This is a genomic window from Micromonospora sp. NPDC005324, from assembly GCF_040607155.1.
Lineage (GTDB): Bacteria > Actinomycetota > Actinomycetes > Mycobacteriales > Micromonosporaceae > Micromonospora > Micromonospora trifolii.
This window is the reverse complement of record NZ_JBEXGE010000009.1, coordinates 172523-195772: the sequence shown is the minus strand read 5'-3', so window position 1 is coordinate 195772 and position 23250 is coordinate 172523. Positions and strand designations below refer to the sequence as shown.

Annotated in this window: 18 protein-coding genes; 6 read left to right on the top strand and 12 right to left on the bottom strand. The window is 72.2% G+C overall.

What is annotated here, in order from left to right; genetic code table 11:
* Nucleotides 1-23: 23 nt before the first annotated feature.
* Complete coding sequence (gene proS / locus ABZS40_RS12575) at nucleotides 24-1430, bottom strand: proline--tRNA ligase (protein WP_354943403.1); 1407 nt, start codon at nucleotides 1428-1430, stop codon at nucleotides 24-26.
* A 116-nt stretch (nucleotides 1431-1546) separates the two neighbouring features.
* On the opposite strand from proS, the gene ABZS40_RS12570 reads away from it, so the two are divergent.
* A complete protein-coding gene (locus ABZS40_RS12570) occupies nucleotides 1547-2143 on the top strand; it encodes a TetR family transcriptional regulator (RefSeq protein WP_354943402.1) in 597 nt (198 codons plus the stop codon).
* A gap of 108 nt (nucleotides 2144-2251) precedes the next feature.
* Here ABZS40_RS12570 and ABZS40_RS12565 read toward each other — a convergent pair whose 3' ends face one another.
* From ABZS40_RS12565 to ftsY, 9 genes are all read right to left on the bottom strand, one after another.
* Entirely contained in the window at nucleotides 2252-3331 is a 1080-nt protein-coding gene (locus tag ABZS40_RS12565; RefSeq protein WP_354943401.1) for an amidohydrolase family protein, read from the bottom strand.
* 63 nt (nucleotides 3332-3394) lie between these two features.
* The gene (ffh, locus tag ABZS40_RS12560) at nucleotides 3395-4969 is read right to left on the bottom strand and encodes a signal recognition particle protein (RefSeq protein WP_354943399.1); all 1575 of its coding nucleotides are present in this window, start codon (nucleotides 4967-4969) and stop codon (nucleotides 3395-3397) included.
* A 114-nt stretch (nucleotides 4970-5083) separates the two neighbouring features.
* A complete protein-coding gene (locus ABZS40_RS12555; RefSeq protein ID WP_354943398.1) occupies nucleotides 5084-5740 on the bottom strand; it encodes a response regulator transcription factor in 657 nt (218 codons plus the stop codon).
* Complete coding sequence (locus ABZS40_RS12550; RefSeq protein WP_354943397.1) at nucleotides 5737-6894, bottom strand: sensor histidine kinase; 1158 nt, start codon at nucleotides 6892-6894, stop codon at nucleotides 5737-5739. The genes ABZS40_RS12555 and ABZS40_RS12550 overlap by 4 nt, the downstream gene beginning before the upstream one ends.
* 252 nt (nucleotides 6895-7146) lie before the next feature.
* Entirely contained in the window at nucleotides 7147-9423 is a 2277-nt protein-coding gene (locus ABZS40_RS12545) for a [protein-PII] uridylyltransferase (protein ID WP_354943396.1), read from the bottom strand.
* 14 nt (nucleotides 9424-9437) lie between these two features.
* Nucleotides 9438-9776 (bottom strand): P-II family nitrogen regulator, encoded by a 339-nt coding sequence (locus tag ABZS40_RS12540; protein ID WP_172862163.1) that lies wholly within the window; start codon nucleotides 9774-9776, stop codon nucleotides 9438-9440.
* 25 nt (nucleotides 9777-9801) lie between these two features.
* Entirely contained in the window at nucleotides 9802-11214 is a 1413-nt protein-coding gene (locus ABZS40_RS12535) for an ammonium transporter (protein WP_091393032.1), read from the bottom strand.
* A gap of 274 nt (nucleotides 11215-11488) precedes the next feature.
* Nucleotides 11489-12352 (bottom strand): aminoglycoside phosphotransferase family protein, encoded by an 864-nt coding sequence (locus tag ABZS40_RS12530; protein ID WP_354943395.1) that lies wholly within the window; start codon nucleotides 12350-12352, stop codon nucleotides 11489-11491.
* Nucleotides 12353-12358: 6 nt separating this feature from the next.
* Entirely contained in the window at nucleotides 12359-13540 is a 1182-nt protein-coding gene (ftsY, locus tag ABZS40_RS12525; RefSeq protein WP_354943394.1) for a signal recognition particle-docking protein FtsY, read from the bottom strand.
* Between the two features lie 183 nt (nucleotides 13541-13723).
* Here ftsY and ABZS40_RS12520 point away from each other — a divergent pair, with 183 nt between their 5' ends.
* The 5 genes from ABZS40_RS12520 to ABZS40_RS12500 all read left to right on the top strand — a co-directional run bounded on the left by ABZS40_RS12520 (nucleotide 13724) and on the right by ABZS40_RS12500 (nucleotide 18770).
* Nucleotides 13724-15451, top strand: coding sequence for an alkaline phosphatase D family protein (locus ABZS40_RS12520; protein WP_354943393.1), 1728 nt, complete (start codon nucleotides 13724-13726; stop codon nucleotides 15449-15451).
* A 10-nt stretch (nucleotides 15452-15461) separates the two neighbouring features.
* A complete protein-coding gene (locus tag ABZS40_RS12515) occupies nucleotides 15462-15902 on the top strand; it encodes a MarR family transcriptional regulator (protein ID WP_354943392.1) in 441 nt (146 codons plus the stop codon).
* A gap of 178 nt (nucleotides 15903-16080) precedes the next feature.
* Entirely contained in the window at nucleotides 16081-17700 is a 1620-nt protein-coding gene (locus ABZS40_RS12510; RefSeq protein WP_354943391.1) for an MDR family MFS transporter, read from the top strand.
* 9 nt (nucleotides 17701-17709) lie between these two features.
* The gene (locus ABZS40_RS12505; RefSeq protein WP_238681242.1) at nucleotides 17710-18204 is read left to right on the top strand and encodes a universal stress protein; all 495 of its coding nucleotides are present in this window, start codon (nucleotides 17710-17712) and stop codon (nucleotides 18202-18204) included.
* A 44-nt stretch (nucleotides 18205-18248) separates the two neighbouring features.
* Nucleotides 18249-18770, top strand: a complete 522-nt coding sequence (locus tag ABZS40_RS12500) for a DinB family protein (protein ID WP_354943390.1) — start codon at nucleotides 18249-18251, stop codon at nucleotides 18768-18770.
* Nucleotides 18771-18777: 7 nt separating this feature from the next.
* Here the strand turns inward: ABZS40_RS12500 and ABZS40_RS12495 are convergent, their stop codons facing one another.
* Together ABZS40_RS12495 and smc are read right to left on the bottom strand one after the other, a co-directional pair.
* Nucleotides 18778-19398, bottom strand: coding sequence for an HAD-IA family hydrolase (locus ABZS40_RS12495; protein ID WP_354943389.1), 621 nt, complete (start codon nucleotides 19396-19398; stop codon nucleotides 18778-18780).
* Nucleotides 19398-23012 carry a chromosome segregation protein SMC gene (gene smc / locus ABZS40_RS12490; protein WP_354943388.1) on the bottom strand — a complete coding sequence of 1205 codons (3615 nt, stop codon included), beginning with the start codon at nucleotides 23010-23012 and terminating at the stop codon, nucleotides 19398-19400. The genes ABZS40_RS12495 and smc overlap by 1 nt, the downstream gene beginning before the upstream one ends.
* Nucleotides 23013-23250 lie beyond the last annotated feature (238 nt).

The window sequence follows — 23250 nt, the reverse complement described above, 5'->3', positions numbered from 1 at the left end:
CGACAGGGTTGCCCGGCCGCACCTCAGTAAGCGCGGGCGAGGATCGCGACCAGGTCGGGCTCGTCCTCCGAGTCCGGTACCGAACCGTCGGCGCGCAGCAGGCAGCGCACAGTGACGCCCTGACCGTTCGCCTCCGCCTCACCGGCCACGCCGACCGCCGACCACGGCACCCGAGCCCAGCCGTTCGCGGCGGCCTCGATCGCCTCGGCGAGGGTGGCCACCTCCACAGTGCGCGACTCGCGGTTGGCCAGCGCCTGGTCGTGCAGCACCTGCTGGTCGGTCTCCAGCGCGGCCAGCACCGCGGTGACCACGTCCGCCACCGGCGTCGGGGTCTTCGAGCCGTCGGTGCGACGCACCACCGTCGCGTTGCCCACGGCCAGGTCACGGGGGCCGACCTCGACGCGTACCGGATAGCCACGCAGTTCGGCGTCGACGGCCCGGCGGCCGAACGGGGTGTCGGTCCGGTCGTCGAGCGCGACCCGGACACCGGCGTCGCGCAGGCCGTCGCGCAGCTTGGCCGCCGCCTCGCCGACGCCGTCGCCGTCCTTGACGATCATGACGTACGCCTGGATCGGCGCGAGCCGCGGCGGCACGCGCAGGCCGTTGTCGTCGCCGTGCGCCATGATCAGGCCACCGAGCATGCGGGTGGACGTGCCCCAGGAGGTGGTCCAGGCGTGCTCCCGGCCGCCCTCCTTCGACGAGTAGCTGATGTCGAACGCCTTGGCGAAGTTCTGGCCCAGCTCGTGGCTGGTGCCCAGCTGCAACGCCTTGCCGTCGCCCATCATGCCTTCGCAGGTGTACGTGGCCGTCGCCCCGGCGAAGCGCTCGCGCGTCGTCTTCAGGCCGACCACGACCGGAATGCCGATCACGTTGACCATCAGGTCCTCGTACGCCTCGTGCAGGATCCGCCGCGCGTACGCCCGGGCGTCCTCACGGGTGGCGTGCGCGGTGTGCCCCTCCTGCCAGAGGAACTCGCTGGTACGCAGGAAGATCCGCGGACGGAGCTCCCACCGGACCACGTTCGCCCACTGGTTGAGCAGCAGCGGCAGGTCCCGGTACGAGTCGATCCACTTGGCCATGAACTCGCCGATGACCGTCTCGCTGGTCGGACGCACCACCACCGGCTCGGCCAGGGGCTTGCCACCACCGTGGGTGACGACCGCCAGCTCGGGCGAGAAGCCCTCGACGTGCTGCGCCTCGCGCTTGAGGTAGCTCTCGGGGATGAACAACGGGAAGTACGCGTTCTCCGCACCCGCCGCCTTGATCCGAGCGTCCATCTCAGCCTGCATACGCTCCCAGATGGCGTAGCCGGCCGGTCGGATGACCATGGTGCCGCGAACCGGGCCGTTGTCGGCCAGCTTCGCCTTGGCGATCAGGTCCTGGTACCAGCGGGGGAAATCCTCCGCACGGGGAGTGAGCACGCGTGCCATGACCGCACATCCTATGCGCCGCTCGTCAGGGCGGTGCGCTCGGGCGCGGCATCGGCAGTCGACCAGCCCGATCGCCGACCGGTCCGGCCGGCACGCCGTCCTACACTTCGACCACCATGATTGAGCAGAGGGGCCCCACCCCGGTACGGACCGGCATCGTCGACGCCGCGCGCGCGCTGACCGTCGCGACCGGATGGGACGGCGTCCGGATGGGCGCCGTCGCGAACGCCGCCGGGGTGAGCCGGCAGACCGTCTACAACGAGTTCGGCAGCAAGGCGGGGCTGGCCGAGGCGCTCGCCCACGCCGAGGTGGACCGGTTCGTCGGCGCTGTCCGGGCCGCTCTGCTCGCCCACGGCACCGACGTACGGGCCGGCGCGTACGCGGCCATCGCGCACACCCTCACCACGGCAGCGGCAAACCCCCTGGTCAAGGCCATCCTGACCAGCGCCCGAGGCGGCTCGGACGAGCTGCTGCCATACCTCACCACCCGGGCCGAGGTGGTGCTCACCGAGGCGTCCGGCGCGCTGATCGACTGGGCCGGCGACCACCTACCGGGGGCGGACCAGGCCGCGCTGGCCTTCGCCGCCGACACCATCGTCCGCCTGGTGGTCAGCCACATCGTTCTTGCCCGCGAACCGATCGAGCAGACCGCCACGGCCCTCGCCGACCTTGCCGTACACCTCTTCAGCGCCGCCGCCCGCCCAACCCCCTGACCCGCACCCCCGCGCACCCGGCCGCTGGCGCACGCCGCACGCCGCACACGACGCGGAACAGCCCGGGGTGGCGCAACGCGGCACGGCGCTGATGGGGCGGCGCGGGGGTCAGCGGATGACGCGGCCGCGGAGGATCGTGCGGGACGGGGCGCGGACGACGCGCAGGTCGCTGCGGGGGTCTTCGGGGTAGACGGTCAGGTCGGCGAGGCCGCCGTCGACCAGGCCGGGGAAGCCGAGCCAGGCGCGGGCGCCCCAGGAGGCGGCGGCGAGTACGTCGATGGGTGCCATGCCGGCCCGTTCGTGCAGCAGCAGCATCTCCTCGGCGGCCAGCCCGTGATCGATGCCGCCACCGGCGTCGGTGCCCACGTAGATCGGCACCCCGGCCTCGTGCGCGGCACGCACCACCTCGGGGAAGCCGTCGCGCAGCGCGAGCATGTGGTCGGCGTACCCGGGGAACCTGCCCCGCGCCTGCTCGGCGATGCCCCCGAAGGTGGCGATGTTGATCATTGTGGGGACCAGCGCGGTGCCCTGGCGGGCCATCTCGTCGATCAGGTCGAGGCTGAGCCCGGTGCCGTGCTCCACCGAGTCCACCCCGGCCCGCACCATGATCTCGACGGCCGTTTCGGAGAAGGTGTGCACCGCGGCGCGTACCCCGGCGTCGTGCGCCGCCCGCACGGCGGCGGTGAGGGTGTCCGCGTCCCAGGCCGGCGCCAGGTCACCGACGCCCCGGTCGATCCAGTCGCCGACCAGTTTGACCCAGCCGTTACCGGCCCGCGCCTGCGCGGCGACGGTGGCGGCCACCTCGGTCGCGTCGACCTCCACACCGATGTCGCGCAGGTAGCGCTTCGGCGGGGCGACATGCTGGCCCGCGCGGGCCAGTCGCGGCAGGTCCGGCTCGTCGTCCAGTTCGGGGTACGGGTACGGCGAGCCCGCGTCGCGGATCGCCAACACCCCGGCGTCCCGGTCGACGTGGGCCAACTCGCGGGCCTGGTCGAGCGACGTGATCGGGGCGCCACCTCGGGCGATGCCGATGTGGCAGTGCGCGTCGACCAGCCCCGGCAGCACGAAACCGCCGTCGACGACGGTCTCCGCGCCCGGCACCGGGGTGAAGGTCACCCGGTCGCCGACCAGCCAGATATCCCGTACCTCGTCGTCGGGGAGCAGCACGCCGCGCACATGAAGAGCCATGGCACAGTCCTACCCGATCACTGCCCGTCGGGGGCGAGCAGGTCGCCCCGACCGGCACGAAGGTCAGCGGGGGTGGTTGTCGCCGCCCTTGCCGAGCTTGTTGAAGTCGATCTTCGGGAGCTTGAAGCCGGGCGGCAGGCCCTGGCCGCCGGCGAGGTCGTTCGGGTCCATCCCCGGCGGGAGCTGCGGCATGCCACCCGGGAAGCCTGCGGCACCGATGCGCGGACCGGCACCACTCTGCCCCGCACCCCGCGAACGCTGCGAGCCCTTCGTGTTTTTTCGCTTGTTCTTCGGCGACTTGGTCGCCTTGCGGCGGCCACCGCCGGGCAGACCCATCATGCCGCCCATCTGCTTCATCATCTTCTGCGCGTCGGCGAAGCGGTTGAGCAGCTGGTTGACGTCCATCACGGTGACCCCGGAGCCGTTGGCGATGCGCGCCCGGCGGGAACCGTTGATGATCTTCGGGTTGGTCCGCTCGCCCGGGGTCATCGACCGGATGATCGCGGTGACCCGGTCGAAGTGGCTGTCGTCCAGGTCGGCGAGCTGGTCCTTCATCTGCCCCATGCCGGGCATCATGGCCAGCACGTTGGCGATCGGGCCCATCCGCCGCACCGCGATGAGCTGGTCGAGGAAGTCGTCCAGGGTGAACTGCTCACCGCCCATCAGCTTGGCGGTCATCTTCTCCTTCTGATCGGAGTCGAAGGCCTGCTCGGCCTGCTCGATCAGAGTGAGGACGTCGCCCATGCCGAGGATGCGGCTGGCCATCCGGTCGGGGTGGAAGACGTCGAAGTCCTCCAACTTCTCACCGGTGGAGGCGAACAGGATCGGCTGCCCGGTGACCTCGCGGACCGACAGCGCGGCACCACCGCGGGCGTCGCCGTCGAGCTTGGAGAGCACCACACCGGTGATGCCGACGCCGTCGCGGAACGCCTCGGCGGTGCGGACGGCGTCCTGACCGACCATCGCGTCGATGACGAAGATGACCTCGTCCGGCGAGACGGCGTCGCGGATGTCGGCGGCCTGCTGCATCATCTCGGCGTCGATGCCGAGGCGGCCGGCGGTGTCGACGATGACGATGTCGCGGGCGGCGCGCTTCGCGTGCTCGATCGACGCGCGGGCCACCTGCACCGGGTCACCGGTGCCGTTGCCGGGCTCCGGGGCGTACACCTCGACACCGGCCCGACCACCGAGCACCTGGAGCTGCCCGACGGCGTTGGGGCGCTGGAGGTCGGCGGCGACGAGCAGCGGCTGGTGCCCCTGGCCCTTGAGCCAGCGGGCCAGCTTGCCGGCGAGGGTCGTCTTACCGGAACCCTGGAGGCCGGCCAGCATGATCACCGTCGGCGGCTGCTTGGCGAACTGGAGCCGTCGCCCCTCGCCGCCGAGCACCTCGATCAGCTCGTCGTTGACGATCTTGATGATCTGCTGGGCCGGGTTCAGCGCCTGGGCGACCTCGGAGCTGCGCGCCCGCTCCTTGACGGCCGCGATGAAGCCCTTGACCACCGGCAGCGCGACGTCCGCCTCCAGCAGCGCGAGGCGGATCTCGCGCGCGGTGGCGTCGATGTCGGCGTCGGTGAGCCGCCCCTTGCCGCGGAGCTTGGTGAAGATCCCGGACAGGCGGTCACTCAAGGTGTCAAACACGCGAACATCCCGTTTGTCAGTGTTCCGGCGGGCACAACGCGGCCGGCACTGCGGAGTCCGGCCACCGCTAGGGTAACCGCCCGGCCGTAGGGCCGCTGTCGCCCGGCCCGGGCCTCACCCCGACACCAACCCCGACTGGTACGCGAACACGACGAGCTGGGCCCGATCCCGGGCTCCCAGCTTGCCCATCGCCCGGCTGACGTGGGTTCGCGCGGTCGCCGGGCTGACCACCAGCTGCGCGGCGATCTCCTCGTTGTTCAGGCCCTCACCGACCAGGCCGACGACCTGACGCTCCCGATCGGTGAGCGTCTCCAGTCGGGGGTGCGGACGAAGCACCCGGGACGGCCGGGTGGCGAACTCCCGCACCACCCGACGGGTCACCGACGGCGACAGCAGCGCCTCCCCCTCGGCGACGAGCCGGATCGCGCGCAGCAGCTCAGCCGGTCTGGTGTCCTTGGTGAGGAACCCGCTGGCACCGTGGCGCAGCGCGTCGAAGACGTACTCGTCCAGCTCGAAGGTGGTGAGCACCACCACCCGCGTACCGGTCAGAGCGGGGTCGGCGACGATACGGCGGGTCGCCTCGATGCCGTCGATACCGGGCATCCGGATGTCCATCAGCACCACGTCCGGCCGTTCCCGACGGGCCAACTCGACCGCCCGCAGCCCGTCGGACGCCTCGCCGGCCAGCGACAGGTCGTCCTCGCTCTCCACCAGCGCGCGCAGCCCGAGCCGGACCAGGTCCTGGTCGTCGGCGATCAGCACCCGGATCACGCCGGCGGCTCCACGGGCAGCCCGGCGTACACCCGGAACCCGCCCCCGGCGCGCGGCCCGGTGGTCAACCGACCGCCCAGCGCGGCGACCCGCTCGCGCATCCCGGCCAGACCGTGACCGCCCTCACCGTCGGCCGGAGCGATTTCGGCGCGGCCCGTCCCCCGGTCGGTGACCTCGACGGTCACCTCGTCAGCGCGGTAGCCCACTGTCACCTCAGCGCTCGCCACCCCCGCGTGACGCAGCACGTTGGTCAACGCCTCCTGCACCACCCGGTACGCGGCCAGGTCGACAGCGGCCGGCACCTCCCGGGGGTCACCGACCACGCGCACGTCGACGGCGAGCCCCGCCCCGGCGAGCCGGTCGCGCAGCGCGGGGAGCCGGGCCAGGCCGGGTACCGGCTCGCGCTCGGCCCCCCGCCGCACCGCGCCCAGGGTGACCCGCAGCTCGTCCAGCGCCTCACGGCTGGTCCGGCTGATGGCGGTCAGGGCCACCTCCGCCTGCTCCGGCCGCTTCGGCAGCAGGTGCAGGGCGATCTCCGCCTGCATGCTGATCGCGGCCAGCCCGTGCCCCACCACGTCGTGCACCTCCTGCGCGATGCGCAGCCGCTCCTCGTCGGCCTGCCGTCGCGCCTGTTCAACACGGCTGCGGGCCTCTTCGGCACGGGTACGCGCGGTCGCCTCACGGCTCACCCGCACCACCACCCCCACCGCGAACGGTACGACCACCCAGGCCGACGCGGGCAGCACTCCCGTCCAACCCGGCGCCGGCCCCCGGCCGAAGAAGACGTGCGCCAACAACAGGACGAACGCGCCGCCGGTGGCGAGCGCCGCCGGTCGCACCGGCAGCCACACGGCCACGGTGTACACCGCGAGCAGGAACGTGACCAGGATCGGCCCGTACGGGTAGCCGATCAGCAGGTACGTCGAGGTGGCCACTGTGACCACGGCGAGGGCGGCGACCGGAGCACGCCGCCGGACCAGCAGGGCGAGCGCGGCGACGGCGATCAGCACTCGACAGGCGGTGTCCACCGGCCTCGACCCCGGCTGGTTGTCCCCGGCCAGACCGGTGGCGAGCAACCCGAAGGCGAGCAGCGCCAGGGCGAGCGCGGCATCCGCCGCCACCCCCTGCCACCGCCACTGCCCGCCTCGTCGCATGGCCGTCATTCTGCCCGCGCAGGTGCCGCTCGACCTGCGCCCACGAGCGACACCGCCGCTACGCCCCCGGACGTACCCGCCACAGGGACACAACTCCCGATCGCACCGCGCTGGCGTCGGACACCCTCACGAGCGTGATGACTGCGAGGCATCAAGATGACTGTGAGGCATCACGCTCGTGGGAGTAACCGGGCTGGCATGAGCGGCCAACGGCCGAGCAGCCGAGCAGCCGAGCAGCCGAGCAGCCGAGCGTCAGACGGCGGCGAGGACTGCGGCCTCCAGGCGGGCCCGGGTGGCGTCGTCCGGCCAACCTCCGACCAGGTAGAAGGCGTCGACCACGTCGGCGCCGAGGGTGGAGATGCGGGCCGCGCGAACCAGGGCGCCGGCCTCGTCGAGCGCACAGGCGACCCGGTAGAGCAACCCGGCGGCGTCGGCGGCGCGCAGTTCCAGCAGTACGGCGTCGGTGGCCGCCTCGCGGTGCCAGACCACTCGTGGCGCGGCGCCGCCGCCGCGGCTGGCGAGCGCACGGCCGCGCAGCCGTTGGGTGACCGACACGTCGCCGGCTACCGCCCGGCGCAGGTCGGCGCGGAGGGGCACCGGGTCCGGCGGGAGGCCGTAGCGGGGCTGTACCCGGCACTCGACCAGGGCTCGGCCGTCGACGGCGGAGGCGTCCGCGGAGATCACCTCCAGCCGGTGCAGCGCCAGGCAGCCGGCCACCGTGGCGAGCAGACCCCGCCGGTCGGCCGCCGCGACCGACACCCGGTCGCCGGTCAGGTGGACGACCGGCAGGGGCCCGGCCAGCAGCTCCGGGTCCGGGGCGGGTGGCTCGGGGAGTACGCCGGTGTCCAGCGCGGTGCGAACACGGGCGACCAACTCGGCGACGAGTCGGCCCTTCCAGTCGGACCAGGCCGCCGGCCCGGTCGCCGCCGCGTCGGCGCGGACCAACGCGTGCAGCACGTCGAGGGTGCCGGTGTCACCGACCGCCTCGGCCACCGAGGCGATGGTGACCGGGTCGGACAGGTCCCGGCGGGTGGCCACGTCGGGCAGCAGCAGGTGCAGCCGGACCAGCTTGCCGATCAGCTCGACCTCCGGGGCGGGCAGACCGACAGTGGTGGCCACCGCCTGGGCAACCGGCACACCCACAGTGCTGTGGTCACCGGGGAGTCCCTTGCCGATGTCGTGCAGGAGCGCGCCGAGGAGCAGCAGGTCGGGGCGCTCCACCTCGCGGGCGTGCCTGCTGGCCTCGTACGCGGTCTGCACGAGGTGCCGGTCGAGGGTGAAGCGGTGCACCGGGTTGTGCTGGGGCAGGCTGCGCAACCGGGTCCACTCGGGCAGCCAGCCGTCGACCAGCCCGTACCGGTCGCAGGTTTCCCAGGCCGGCACCAGGCCGGGACCGGCGCCGAGCAGGGTGATCAGCGCGGCCCGGGCCTCGGCCGGCCAGGGGGCGGGCAGGGGCGGGCAGTACGCCGCCAGCCACTCACAGGTGGCCCGCGCGATGGGGATTCGGGTCGTGGCCGACGCGGCAGCCACCCGCAGCGAGAGGCTCGGGTCGGGGCGTGCCCCGATCGCTGTACGGGCGAGCACCAGCTCGCCGTCGTGTTCGACCACGTCGCGGGCGACCGGGCGGCGGGCCGGGCGGCCGTTCCCGCCCCGGGAACGACCGGAGCGCAGCCGGTCGGCGGCCCGGAAGGCGTCGTCCAGGGCGTGGCTGACCGTGCGCGCGTCGCCGGCGACCCGCCGCAGGAGAGCGTCGCCGTCGTCCAACGCGAGTAGCGCGGCCACACCGTCGCGTTCCTGGGCGACCAGCCGGTCGACGCGTCGGCCGACCTGCTGGTGCAGGGCGTCGCGGGTGTCCAACAGGCGCAGGTGGGCGGCGCGTACGGCGGGGCGCAGCGCGTCGGTGATGCCGGCCGCGGAGATCGCCCGCAGCAGCCCCACGTCACGCAGACCACCGGCGGCCTCCTTGAGGTCGCCCTCCAGCAGGAACGCCAGCTCACCATGGGCCTGCCAACGGGCTTCGGTGACCTCCCGCAGGCCGTGCAGGTGCCGGACGGCGGTACGTCGCCAGTGGTCGGCGGCGGTGCGGATCAACGCGTCGGCCAGCGCCTGGTCCCCCACTACCAGTCGGGCGTCGAGCAGCCCGAGGGCGACCTTGACGTCGTCCTGGGCCACCGAGAGCGCCTCGGCGACGGTGCGGACGGAATGGTCGAGCCGCAGGCCCGCGTCCCAGATCGGGTACCAGACCGAGGCGGCCAACTCGTCAGTGCCGGGCACCCCGGCGTGCACCAGCACCAGGTCGAGGTCGCTGTACGGGGCACACTGCCGCCGACCCAGACCCCCGACGGCCAGCAGCGCCACCCCGTCCCGTGCCGGCAGCAGCCCCCGCAGGAACGAGTCGTACGCCGCGGCCCGCCCCCGCCGGGCCGCTTCCCCGATCCCCCCGGGAACGCCGACGACCTCGTTGATCAAGAGGTTCGCGTCACCGTCGTCGGCGGGTCCTGACGCGTTCTTCTTGATCAACGAGGTCATCTCAGTGGCCGCGGTCAGAGTGCGTCGAGGCCGCGTTCGCCGGTACGTACCCGGACGACCTCTTCGACACCGGTGACCCAGACCTTGCCGTCACCGATCTTGCCCGTGCGGGCCGCTCCGACGATGGCATCGACCACCTTGTCGACGTCGATCTCATCGGTGAGCACCTCGACCCGGATCTTGGGTAGGAACTCGACCGTGTACTCGGCACCCCGGTAGACCTCGGTGTGCCCCTTCTGTCGCCCGTACCCCTGAACCTCGCTGACGGTCAGCCCGGCCACCCCGAGGGCGTGCAGGGCCTCCTTCACCGCGTCCAGTTGGTACGGCTTGATGACTGCGGTCACCAGCTTCATGTCCAACCCCTCCATCCCAGGAACGTTAACCGGCGACCTTTTCGCTGACCGGCTCGGCGGGCTCCGCCTCCGGCTTGGCACCGCTCGTCGCGCCGCCACCGGGGGTGCCGATGCCGGCCATAGCGAACGCGCTGCCCGTGCCGCCGCCGGCCGGGGACAGGTCGTAGCTGCTCTCGGCGTGCTCGGCGATGTCGATGCCCTCGACCTCGGCCTCGGCCTTCACCCGGAACCCGATCGTCTTCTCGATGACGAAGGCGAGCACCCAGGCGATGCCGAACGACCAGACGGTGACGATCAGGCCGGCGAGGGCCTGCCGCCCGAGCTGGGTCGCGCCGCCGCCGTAGAAGAGGCCGTCGGAGGCACCCACCACGTCGGTGATCGCGGCGTTCACCGAGTTGGTGGCGAAGAGACCGAGCCAGAGCGAGCCGATCCAACCACCGACGAAGTGCACGCCGACCACGTCGAGCGAGTCGTCGTAGCCGAGCTTGTACTTGAGGCTGACGGCGAGCGCGCACACGACACCGGCGACGATGCCGAGCAGGACGGACGCCCACGGGGCGATGAAGCCGCAGGCCGGGGTGATGGCGACCAGACCGGCGACGGCGCCGGACGAGGCACCGACCATGGTCGGCTTACGGTCCTTGACCCACTCGACAGCGATCCAGCCGAGCACCGCCGCCGCCGTGGCGAGCTGGGTGTTGATGAAGGCGAGGCCGGCGACCGAGTCGACGGTCAGCTCCGAGCCGGCGTTGAACCCGAACCAGCCGAACCACAGCAGACCAGCACCGAGCGCGACCAACGGGATGTTGTGCGGCTTCATGCCCTCACGCGGCCAACCGAGCCGCTTACCGAGAACCAGGACCACGGCCAGGGCCGCCGCACCGGCGTTGATGTGCACAGCGGTGCCACCGGCGAAGTCCAGTGCGTGGATGTCGCCGCCGATGATGCCGCCGCCCCACACCCAGTGGGCGACCGGGAAGTAGACCAGGGTGGCCCAGCCGAAGGCGAACAGCAGCCAGCCGGCGAACTTGGCCCGGTCGGCGATGGCACCGCTGATCAGCGCGACGGTGATCACCGCGAAGACCATCTGGAACGCCATGAACACGTAGAGCGGGACCCCGATGCCGCTGGGGTTCTCCGCCGTGGCACCCCACAGGTCGGTTTCGGCGAGGAAGGTCTTGGTGCCGAGGTACGCGCCCGGGTCGCCCCAGAAGCCGTTCACGTCGGCCCCGAAGGCGACGCTGAATCCGTAGAACCACCACAGAATAGAGATGAGCCCGATAGCCGAGAAGCTCATCATCATCATGTTGAGTACGCCCTTGGCCCGGTTGAGGCCGCCGTAGAACAGCGCCAGTCCGGGGGTCATGAGCAGCACGAGCGCTGTCGAAACCAGCAGCCACGTGGTATTGGCGCCGTCGATCGTCGGTGCTTCAGGCACGCTGGCCTCCTAAAGGTGAAGTCCTCCTTCGCGGCTTTCCGGGGCAGCGTCGCCCGTAGGCCGGTTGCGCGGAAGCTTCGCGGCCGGCTGTTTCACTTTGGGTCCCGTGCGGGTTTCCGTTTCGTGACGGGTTGTTTCGGACGTGTCACGAACTCCGCACAGTCATCAGCATGGACGACTGTGGATCGACCGGACAGCGACAGTCGATGGCTGACCGGTCAACGGCATCGACCGGTGCGCGTGACGCGCCGGCCGAGCATCGCCCGACCGACGCTCAGCGGAGGGCGTTCTCCAGGGTGTGCCGCTCGTAGTCGAGCAGCCGCAGATCGCGCATCGGTCGACGCAGGTGACCCTTGTGCACGATCCGGACGAACGCCGGCTCACCGGCGGCGGCCATCCGGCGGATCCCCTCGACGTGGTCCACGATCCGTTTACGGATGGTCCGGATCAGCCGGTGCCGGTCCCGGGGGATCAGCCCGTACGCGTCGGCGAAGAGGCGGAGGCGGCGGGGCCGGTCCGGGTGCTTCCAGCCCAGCGTGATCGAGTCGCGGTCCGCGAAGATCGGCACCCAGGTCCAGGCCGCGTACGCCACGTCGTAGATCCGCGCTCCGGGTGAGGCGAGGTCGAAGTCGATCAGCCCGAGGGTGCCGTCCGGACGCCAGATCACGTTGTGCGGCGCGGCGTCGTGGTGGCAGATCACCTCGGTGTCCGGTGGTGGGGGCCCGAACGAGCGCCAGACCGCCGCCTGCGGAGGGGTGAAGCCGTACTGCGCGTCGTGGAACATCCGCAGCATGGTGGCGACGGTGACCAGAGCCTCGTCGGTCACCCAGTGCGGGGCGAGCGGATATTCTCCGCACTCCCCCTCCAGGTACGACAGCACCTCACGGTTGCGCTCGTCCATCCCGAGCGCCCGGGGGGCGCCGGTGAACCCCACGTACTCCAGGTGGCGCAGCAGCGCGTGCACGGACGGGGTCCACGGCCCGGCGTTGCGCCGGACCGTGTCACCCACGCGAACAACTGTGCTCACGTTGCCGCCGTGCAGCGGGATCTCCTGCGAAGTCACGTACGGTCTCCCGAGGCGCTGCGAGGCATGGCCGGGGTCACGCCAGCCCGCGTACGCGCGATCGTCAGTGGTCACCCGAGACTACGCGTCCCGGCCGGTGGCCTCGGTCCCCAGCAACGCGTCGACGAACTGCGCCGGGTCGAACGGGGCCAGGTCGTCCCTGCCTTCGCCGAGGCCGACCAGCTTCACGGGGATGCCGAGCTTGCGCTGCACGGCGATCACGATGCCGCCCTTGGCGGTGCCGTCGAGCTTGGTCAGCACCACACCGGTCACGTTCACCACCTCGGTGAAGACCCGGGCCTGCTCCAGACCGTTCTGCCCGGTGGTGGCGTCCAGGATGAGCAGCGTCTCGTCGATCGGGCCCTGCTTCTCGACCACGCGCTTGACCTTGCCCAGCTCGTCCATCAGGCCGACCTTGTTCTGCAGGCGGCCGGCGGTGTCGATGAGCACGGTGTCCACGCCGGTGTCGATGCCGCGCTTGACGGCGTCGAAGGCGACGCTGGCCGGGTCGGCGGCCTCGGGCCCCCGGACGGTCTCCGCGCCGACGCGCGAGCCCCAGGTCTCCAGTTGGTCGGCGGCGGCGGCCCGGAAGGTGTCCGCCGCGCCGAGCAGCACGCTGCGACCGTCGGCCACCAGCACCCGGGCGATCTTGCCGCAGGTGGTGGTCTTGCCGGCGCCGTTGACGCCGACGACGAGGACCACCGCCGGCACGCCGTCCTTGGGGGCGGTCCGCAACGAGCGGTCCAGGCTCGGGTCGAGCGCGTTGACCAGCTCGGCGGCGAGCAGTGCCCGCAGCTCGGAGGCCGAGCGGGTGCCGAGCACCCGGGTGCGCTCGCGGAGCCGGTCGACGATGTCGCGGGTGGCGTCGACGCCGACGTCGGCGGTGATCAGGCTGTCCTCGATCTCCTCCCAGACGTCCTCGTCGAGGTGGTCACGGGCGAGCAGGCCGAGCAGGCCCTTGCCGAACACGCTCTGTGAGCGGGACAGCCGCGAGCGGAGCCGGACCAACCGCCCGGCGGTCGGCTCGGGGACCTCGACCTGCGGTTCGAGCACCGGCGGCGGCTCGACCAGGACGCCGGTGGACAGATCGGACTCCGGTGCCTCGACCGGCGGGCCGGCGAGATCCTCCTCAGCCCTGGTGTCGACCTCCGTGCGTGGCAACGGGGGCTCGGGCCGTCGCCGCAATCGCGGCACGACCAGCCCGACTGTGCCGGCGATCAGCACACCGAGCAGGACCAGAGCGAGGACGAGATATTCGGCCATGCCGGAATCCTGTCAGATGCGGGCAGCGGCGTCCCAGCCACCGCACCCCGAGCGGTGCCTCGGCATCTCAGTCACCGCACCCCGAGCGGTGCTCGGCATCTCCGCCACCGCACCCCGAGCGGTGCTCGGCATCTCAGTCACCGCACCCCGACGGTGCCGGAGACCGGCGGTAGGCTCGGCCGCATGCCCGCCGCACACCTCCTCATCGGCCCACTTCTGCGGCGAGTGGTGGACACCCGGGCGACGATCTGGGTGGAGACGGCGGCGCCCGCCGTGGTCACCGTCCGCACCGCCGGCGGCGCCACCGGCACCGCTCCCACCTTCTCGGCGTACGACCACCACTACGCCCTCGTGGTGGTGGAGGGCCTCGCCCCGGACAGCGAGAGCACCTACGAGGTGCTGGTCGACGACGAGGTCGTCTGGCCGGTGCCGAGCAGCGGGTTCCCGCCGAGCGTGATCCGCACCCGGGCCGCCGACGATCGGGACCAGCCGGTCAACCTGATCTTCGGCTCGTGCCGGGAGACCACCCAGCACGCCACCACCCGCAAGTTGCCGCCGGACGCGCTGGACGCGTACGCCCGACGGTTGATGGCCGACCCGGAGTCCCATCCGCTGCCCGACCTGCTGGTGCTGCTCGGTGACCAGGTCTACGCCGACGTCACCTCGCCCACCGTTCGCCGGCTGCTGCGTCGACGGCGGCGGCGGCCGAAGGGCGCTCCGGCCGACCAGGTGGTGAGCTTCGACGAGTACACCAAGCTCTACCTGGAGTCCTGGCGTGATCCGGAGATCCGCTGGCTGCTCTCCACCGTGCCCAGCGTGATGATCTTCGACGATCACGAGATCATCGACGACTGGAACACCTCGGCGGCGTGGCGAGCCGAGGTGCGTGAGCAGCCGTGGTGGCAGGAGCGGATCGGCAGTGGGCTCGCCTCGTACTGGGTCTACCAGCACCTGGGCAACCTCTCCCCCGACGAGATCGTCGCCGATCCGGTCTTCGCGAAGGTCGCCGCCGCCGAGGACGCCACGAGCGTGCTGCGCGAGTTCGGCCACCGGGTCGACCAGGAGTCCGACCTGGCGCACGACACCGAGCGCTGGCGTGCTGTGCAGTACCAGTGGAGCTACGCACTGGACCTGGGCCGGACCCGGCTGGTCATGCTGGACAACCGGTGCAGTCGGGTGCTCGAGCCCCACAGCCGGGCGATGCTGCCGCCCGGCGAGTGGGCCTGGTTCCTCGACCAGGCGCACGGGGTCTACGACCACCTGGTGGTGGGCGCCTCGCTGCCCTGGCTGCTGCCGCAGGGCATCCACCACATCGAGGCGTGGAACGAGAAACTGGCTGACTCACGCCGACCGTGGGTGGCGCGCGGGGCGGAGAAGCTGCGCCGCGCCCTGGATTTGGAGCACTGGGCGGCGTTCCGGCGGTCCTTCGAGGCGCTCGCGGAGACGTTCGCCCGCATCGGCACCGGCACGCCACGGCAGTCCGGTGCGCGGATCGGGGCCGGCCCGGCGTACGCCCCGCCGGCGTCGATCAGCGTGCTCTCCGGTGACGTGCACCACTCGTACGTGGCGCGGGCCCGGTTCGCGGACCCGGCGGTGGTCACTCCGGTGCACCAGCTCACCTGTTCGCCGATCCACAACCAGGTGCCGGCGGGCATCCGTCCGCTGATGCGACTGGGCTGGTCGCCCGGTCCGGCCGGGGCCACCCGGGCGCTGGCCCGTTCGGCGGGCGTACGCCGGCCGGGGGTGCGTTGGCACAAGCTCGCCGGCCCGTACTTCGGTAACGCCGTCGCCACCCTGACCCATCACGGGCGCGGGGCCGACGTGGTCATCGAGGGCACCACCAAGGACGGGCACCTACGCCCGGTGATGCGGCGTCGACTCTCCGGCGACGGCGAGCCGGCCGCGCCGTAGTCTCTACGCCGTGGACGAGCACCTGCCGGAGCCGATCCGGGCGGTCGAGCACGAGTTGACCGCTCTGCTGCGCCGTGGCCGGGCGGTCTCCTGGGAGATCGCCCGGGAGGTGCACCCGAACCTGGAGCCGAACACCTACGGGTTGCTGCTCTGGTTGCGGCGTAGCGGGTCCATCCGGTTGACCGAGTTGGCGGCGCGACTGGGCGTGGGCAAGGGGACGCTGAGCCGGCAGATCAACGCGCTGGAGGTCCTCGGTCTGGTGCATCGCGACCCCGATCCGAGCGATCGGCGGGCCGCGCAGATCAGCATGACCGAGGAGGGGCAGCGCCGGTTCGACGTGGCCCGCGCGGCCCGGCTGGGCGAGTTTCTGCGCGCTCTGGACGGCTGGCCGGAGCGGGACGTCGAGGAGTTCGCCCGGCTGCTCGGCCGGTTCAACGACTCCTGGCAGTAGCGGCCCTGTGCCAGGGACTCCTGGCAGTAGCCGCACAGAATGCGGGAATAGTGCGCCGGTCCGGCAAGTTGTTGCTTCAGGCAACCAAGGCATACGGTTGCTTCAGGCAACTCTCAGGCGGCCCACGCGTACCAGCTCGCCGCCGTTCCACCTCGACTCCGCTCGGAGGCAACAAACGATGAGCCAGGCGACAGCGCCTCCCCAGGCGACCGCCGTGACGATGACCCACCGGCAGATCCTGGAAGCACTCTCCGGTCTGCTGCTGGGCCTGTTCGTCGCGATCCTCTCCTCCACGGTCATCTCGAACGCGCTGCCGCGGATCATCACCGAACTGCACGGCGGCCAGTCCGCGTACACCTGGGTGGTGACCTCGGCCCTGCTCGCGACCACCGCGACCACCCCCATCTGGGGCAAGATGGCCGACCTGACCAGCAAGAAGACCCTGGTCCAGCTGGCCCTGGGGATCTACGTGCTGGGCTCGGTGCTGGCCGGCCTCGCCCAGGGCACCGGTGAGCTGATCGCCTGCCGCGTGCTCCAGGGCGTCGGCGCCGGCGGCCTCACCGCGCTGGCCCAGGTGATCATGGCCACGATGATCGCGCCCCGCGAACGTGGCCGCTACAGCGGCTACCTCGGCGCCGTGATGGCCGTCGGCACCATCGGCGGCCCGCTGATCGGCGGCGTGATCGTCGACACCTCCTGGCTCGGCTGGCGCTGGTGCTTCTACGTCGGCGTGCCGTTCGCCATCCTCGCGCTGATCGTGCTCCAGAAGACCCTGCACCTGCCGGTGGTCAAGCGGAAGGCAGTGATCGACTGGTGGGGCGCCACCCTGATCACCGCAGCCGTCTCGGTGCTGCTGATCTGGGTCTCGCTCGCCGGCGACCAGTTCGCCTGGGCCTCCTGGCAGAGCGCCGTGATGGTCGTCGGCGCGCTGGTCCTCGGCGCGCTGGCGATCCGGGTCGAGACCCGGGCCGCCGAGCCGATGATCCCGCCGCGGCTGTTCCGCAACCGCACCATCACCCTCGCCGTCGTCGCCAGCATCGCTGTCGGGGTGGGCATGTTCGGCGCGTCGATCTTCCTGGGCCAGTACTTCCAGATCAGCCGCGGGCAGAGCCCGACCATGTCCGGTCTGATGACCCTGCCGATGATCCTCGGCCTGTTGGTCGCCTCCACTGTCATCGGGCGGGTCATCAGCAAGACCGGCCGCTGGAAGCGGTACCTGGTGATCGGGTCGGCCCTGCTCACCATCGGCTTCGCGCTGATGGGCACCCTGCGCGCCGACACCAGCTTCACACTGCTCAGCGTCTACATGCTGCTGATCGGCGTCGGCCTGGGCATGACCATGCAGAACCTGGTCCTCGCCGTGCAGAACACCGTCGGCCCGCACGAACTCGGCGCGGCCAGCTCGGTGGTGGCGTTCTTCCGCAGCCTGGGTGGCGCGATCGGCGTCTCCGCCCTCGGCGCGGTGCTCGCCCACAAGGTCAAGGACTACACCGCCGACGGGCTGGCCCAGCTCGGCATCCCCGCCTCCAGCTCCGGCAGCGGCGGTGCCCTGCCCGACGTGCACACCCTGCCCGGCCCGCTGCGGGCGGTGGTGGAGAGCGCGTACGGCCACGGCGCCGGTGACATCTTCCTGACCGCTGCCCCGTTCGCGCTGATCGCGTTGATCGCTGTGGCGTTCATCAAGGAGGTGCCGCTGCGCCAGCACAACGGCAACCCGGTTTCCGACGAGGTCGAGCGGGAATCGACTGTCGCCGCCGGCGCCGGCTCACCCGTGATCCGCACCGGCGAGCAGAGGTGAGGTAGAGCCATGGGCGTGGGAGCACCGGACCGCGAGGAGTACGGCCCCCGGACCCGACCGCTGCCCTTCGAGCGCGGCACGGACGGGCCTCGGGTGATCATGGTGGGTGTCGACGGCACCCGGACCTCCGAGCGGGCCGGCTCCTACGCCGCGGGCCTGGCCCGTCGACAGAGCGCCGCGCTGGTGGTGGTCTTCGTCAGCTCGCCGAGCGGGCTGACCGCCCTGGTGCCCGGCATGGACGCCGGCGCGGTCCAGCGCACCCACGACGAGTTGGCCGACGAGCTGCGCCGGGAGTGCCGGCGCGGGGCCGAGCAGTGGGGCATCCCGGTGACCCTGCTGGTGCGGCGCGGCGACGCGTACGGCGAACTGCGCGCGGCGGCCGACGAGTTCCAGGCCGACATGGTGGTGGTCGGCGCCTCCGAGCAGGCCGGACACCGGCTGGTCGGCTCGGTCGCCACCCGGCTGGTCCGCGCCGGCCGCTGGCCGGTCGTCGTGGTGCCCTGATAACCCCTCGCGGGGTGTCCGAGGTGCCGGGCAGGATGCGCGGCATGACCTGGATCGCACCGGAGATCACCCGGACCCCCGAACCGTACGTCGGCGACGAGCGCACCATGCTCGACGGCTGGCTCGACTACCACCGACAGACACTGCTGCTCAAGTGCGCCGGCCTCACCGAGGAGCAGTTGCGGACGCCGAGCGTGGAACCGTCCGGGCTGACCCTGCTCGGCCTGGTCCGGCACCTGGCCGAGGTCGAGGCCTGGTGGTTCCGGGAGAACTTCGCCGGCGAGCCTGTCGACTACCCGTACTTCACCCCGGAGAACCCGGACGCCGACCACGACGTCAGCGCCGCCGACGCCGAGGCCGACTTCGCCATCTTCCACCGTGAGGTGGCGCTGGCCCGCGAGGCCGCCGCCGGCCACACGCTCGCCGAGACGTTCACCGAGGTCGGCGCGAAGAAGCGCACCTTCAACCTGCGTTGGGTGTACGTGCACATGATCGAGGAGTACGCCCGGCACAACGGTCACGCCGACCTGATCCGGGAACGCATCGACGGCGTCACCGGCGAGTGACAGGCGCTCAGTGGTCCAGGGCCGCTCGCAGGTAACGCAGGTCGGCATGGCCGCCCCAGCGGTGTGCCGACAGCCCGGCGGCCCGGGCGCCCCGCACGGCCCAGTCCTCGTCGTCGACGCAGAGGACCCGGGCCGGCGGGGTGGCCAGGGCCACGCAGGCGGCCTTGAAGTATTCCGGGGCGGGCTTGTGCACGCCGATCACCGAGGAGTTGACCACCACGTCCAGCTCGCCGACCAGGCCGAGCGCGGCCAGGTCGGCGTCGAGCAGGTCGGTGGCGTTGGTGCCCAGCCCGACCCGGACGCCCGCCGCACGGACCTCCCGGACGAACGCCAGCACCTCCTGGTCGACCTCTCCCCGGTAGCTCTGCCACTGCTCCACCGCGGCGCGAGCCCGTTCCGGGCTGCCCACCGACTCGCTCAGGGCGTCCGCCACGCTGTTCATCCACTCGGCGTGGTTGACCTGACCGGTGAGCACCGGCTGGAGCCGCCCCCACTGCATGGCGATCTCGCCGAGCACCCCCTCGGAGAGGCCGTACTCCCGCTCGACAACGGCGGCCACCGCCGGGTCCCACCGGCGCAGTACGCCGTCGAAGTCCAGCAGGAGCGCCGTCGCGCGTTCCCGAGCCACTACCCGTTCTCCTCGCCGCGGCCGTGCCGCTGGTCGTCCTCGTCGGCCCGGTTGAGCCGTTGGCTGATCACCTGAGTGACCCCGCTGCGCATGGTCACGCCATAGAGCGCGTCGGCGATCTCCATCGTCCGCTTCTGGTGCGTGATGACGATCAGCTGACTCTTCTCGCGCAACTGTGCCAGCAACAGGATCAGCCGCCCCAGGTTGACGTCGTCCAGGGCCGCCTCCACCTCGTCCATGATGTAGAACGGGCTGGGTCGGGCGCGGAAGATCGCCACCAGCATGGCCACCGCGGTCAGCGACCGCTCACCACCGGAGAGCAGCGACAGCCGCTTGATCTTCTTGCCCGGCGGGCGGGCTTCCACCTCGACGCCGGTGGTGAGCAGATCGTCCGGTTCGGTGAGGATCAACCGCCCCTCACCACCGGGGAAGAGCACTGTGAACACCTGCTCGAACTCCCGGGCAGTGTCCTCGAAGGCGCTGGCGAAGACCTCAAGGATCCGCTCGTCCACGTCCTTGACCACTGTGAGCAGGTCGCGACGGGTGGCCTTGAGGTCCTCCAACTGCTCGGAGAGGAACTTGAAACGCTCCTCCAGCGCGGCGAACTCCTCCAGCGCGAGCGGGTTGACCTTGCCGAGCAGGGCGAGTTCGCGTTCCGCCTTCGCGGCCCGCTTCTCCTGCACCGGCCGCTCGTAGCGCACCGGCTCGGGCACCGGCAGACCGTCACGTTCGGCCGCCGCGACGTCCACCTGGGTCGGCGGAACGGGCTGCGTCGGACCGTACTCGGCGACCAGCGTCTCCACGTCCAGCCCGAAGTCCTCGGCGGCCTTCGCCTCCAACTGCTCGATGCGCAGCCGCTGCTCCGCCCGGGCCACCTCGTCGCGGTGCACCTGGCTGGTCAGCCGCTCCAACTCCGCGGCGAGCCGCTTGGCGGCGCCGCGTACCTCCTGAAGCTCTGCCTCCCGCGCGGCGCGCTCCAGGGCGACCGCGTCGCGGTGCTCCTCGGCCGTCGCGATCGAGGTGGTCAGCCGGGTCAGCGCCTCCCGGGCGCCGCCGGCGACGGACCGGGCGATGCCCGCGCCCCGGGCGCGGGCCGCCCGCCGGGCCGCCGCACGTTCCCGGGCGGCCCGCTCCGCGGTTGCCTGCCGGGCGAGCGAGTCGGCCCGGCCGGCGATCGAGGAGACCCGCTCCTCGGCGGTACGCACGGCGAGCCGGACCTCCATCTCGTTCTGACGGGCCCGCGGCACCATGGCCGCCAGCTGATCCCGTTCCTCGCTGGAGGGCTCGGCGTCGACGGGGGTCTCCTCGGCCAGCCGTAACCGCTCCTCCAGCTCGGCGAGCGCGGTGAGGTCCCGTTGCCGGGCGGCCTCGGCGCGGGAGCGGGAGTCGCCGAGCCGGTCGGTCTCGGCCTTCGCCGAGCGGGCCGCCGCGCCCAGCTCGGCCAGCCGGCGAGCGGCGGCGTTGCGGTGGCTCTCCGCCTCGCGCTTCTCGGCGGCGGCGTGCTGCACGGCCTCCTTGGCGGCGGCGACCTCGGCGCGCGCCTCGACCAACTGATCACGCAGCTCCAGGCCAGCGCGTTCGGCGGTGACCCGGTTGGCGCGGGCCTCCTCGACGGCGGCCTGCACCTCGATGTAGCTGGGGGCCTTGGCCGACCCGCCCGCGGCCGCGTACGCCCCGACCACGTCACCGTCCGGGGTGACCGCCCGCAGCTCGGGGTTGCCGGCGACCAGCTCGGCGGCGGCAGCGAGATCGTCGACGAGCGCCACGTCCCGCAGGGCCCGGTGCACCGCCGGACGCAGCTCGGCGCTGCACTCCACCAGGTCGGGCGCCCAGCGGGCGTCGTCCGGCAGCTTCGGCCGCAGCGCGTCGGCGGAGCCGGTCATGCCGGGCCCCGCCGGGCTGCCGACCAGCAGGCCGGCCCGGCCGGCGTCGGAGATCTTCAGCAGCCGCATCGCCTCGACGGCCTCGTCCACCCCGCTGACGGCGACCGCGTCGGCGAGGCCGCCGAGCGCGGCGGCCAGCGCGGCCTCGTGGCCGGGCGCGACGGTGAGCAACCCGGCGAGGCTGCCGAGCAGGCCGGGCACGTCGCCGGCGCGGGCGAGCAGCGCCCCCGCGCCGTCCTTGCGGCGCAGCCCCAGCGCGAGCGCCTCCTCGCGGGCCTTCCAGGTGGCGGCGTCCTTCTCCGCCGCCCGCTCGGCGTCGGACAGCGATCGCACGGTGGCCTGGGCCCGTTCCTGCACGGCGACCGCCTCGGCGTGCCGGGCGTCCAGGTCCGCGTTGTCCCGGTCGGCCTCGGTGGACTGTTCGGCGACCGCGTCCAGGTCGGCCTGCGCCTGCTCGGCGCGGCCCAGCGCGTCGGCGTGGGCGATCGCGAGGCGTTCGATCTCCTCGCCGGCGCTGGTGGTCCGGGCCCGGGCGGAGTTGACCTGGCCGGTGAGCCGGGCCATCCCCTCCCGCCGGTCGGCGATGGCCTTGGCCGCGGCGACCAGCTCGCGCTCGGCGGCGGCCAGCTGCCGCTCCAACTCCTGGCGGTGCTCGACCGCCTCGGCCAGTCGGATCTGGTCGTCGGTGAGCGCGCCGCGCAGCTCCTCCTCCTGCTCGCGGACGCGTTCCGCCTCGGCCTCCAGCTGGTCCGGGTCGCGGCCGGGCCGCTCGTCGTCGCCGGTGGCGCTGAGGTGCCGCAGCCGCTCCCGGGCCAACTGCTCGATCGAGCGGAAGCGCTCCTGGAGGGCGGAGAGCTTGTACCAGGTGTCCTGGGCGGCGGCGAGCAGCGGCGCGTCCTCCGCGAGGGCGGCCTCCAACTCGCCGAGCCGGCCCTGCACCTCGGTGTGCTCACCCTCGATCTGCTCGCGCCGCTCGCGCAGCGCGGTCTCGTCGGCGATCTCCCGGTCGAGGGTGTTCCGCAGAGTGGCCAGGTCATCGGCGAGCAGGCGCAGCCGGGCATCGCGCAGGTTGGCCTGGATGGCGGCGGCGCGCCGGGCCACCTCGGCCTGCCGACCCAGCGGCTTGAGCTGACGACGCAGCTCGGCCGTGAGGTCGGTGAGGCGGTTGAGATTCAGCTGCATCGCGTCGAGCTTGCGCAGCGCCTTTTCCTTGCGCTTGCGGTGCTTGAGGACGCCGGCCGCCTCCTCGATGAACGCCCGGCGGTCCTCCGGCTTGGCGTGCAGCATGCCGTCGAGGCGGCCCTGCCCGACGATGATGTGCATCTCCCGGCCGATGCCGGAGTCGGAGAGCAGCTCCTGGATGTCGAGCAACCGGCAGGAGTTGCCGTTGATCTCGTACTCGCTCTCGCCGGAGCGGAACATCCGGCGGGTGATGGAGACCTCGGTGTACTCGATCGGCAGCGCGCCGTCGGTGTTGTCGATGGTGAGGGTGACCTCGGCGCGACCCAGCGGCGCCCGGCCGGCGGTGCCGGCGAAGATGACGTCCTCCATCTTGCCGCCACGGAGGGCTTTGGCACCCTGCTCGCCGAGGACCCAGGCGATGGCGTCGACGACGTTGGACTTGCCCGAGCCGTTCGGGCCCACCACGCAGGTGATCCCGGGCTCCAGCTTCAACGTCGTCGCGGAGGCGAAGGACTTGAACCCCTTCACCGTCAGGCTCTTGAGATACACCTACTCGATCCTCGTCCGGTGGCCGCCGTACCGTCGCCGGCTGTGGGGACCTGGGTGAACCCGCAGACTAACCCGCCGGTGGGAGCGGCCCGGCACGCGACCCGCCCCGCATCGCGTCGACAGTGGGCGCGCTGCTGTTCCGTCGACAGCGATAAAGACAAGCGCCTTTCATGATCGGCTTATCCGCCGACGCGCTTTCCGGTAACTGTGCGGCGTTGTTCCCACACGATCGGCCGCA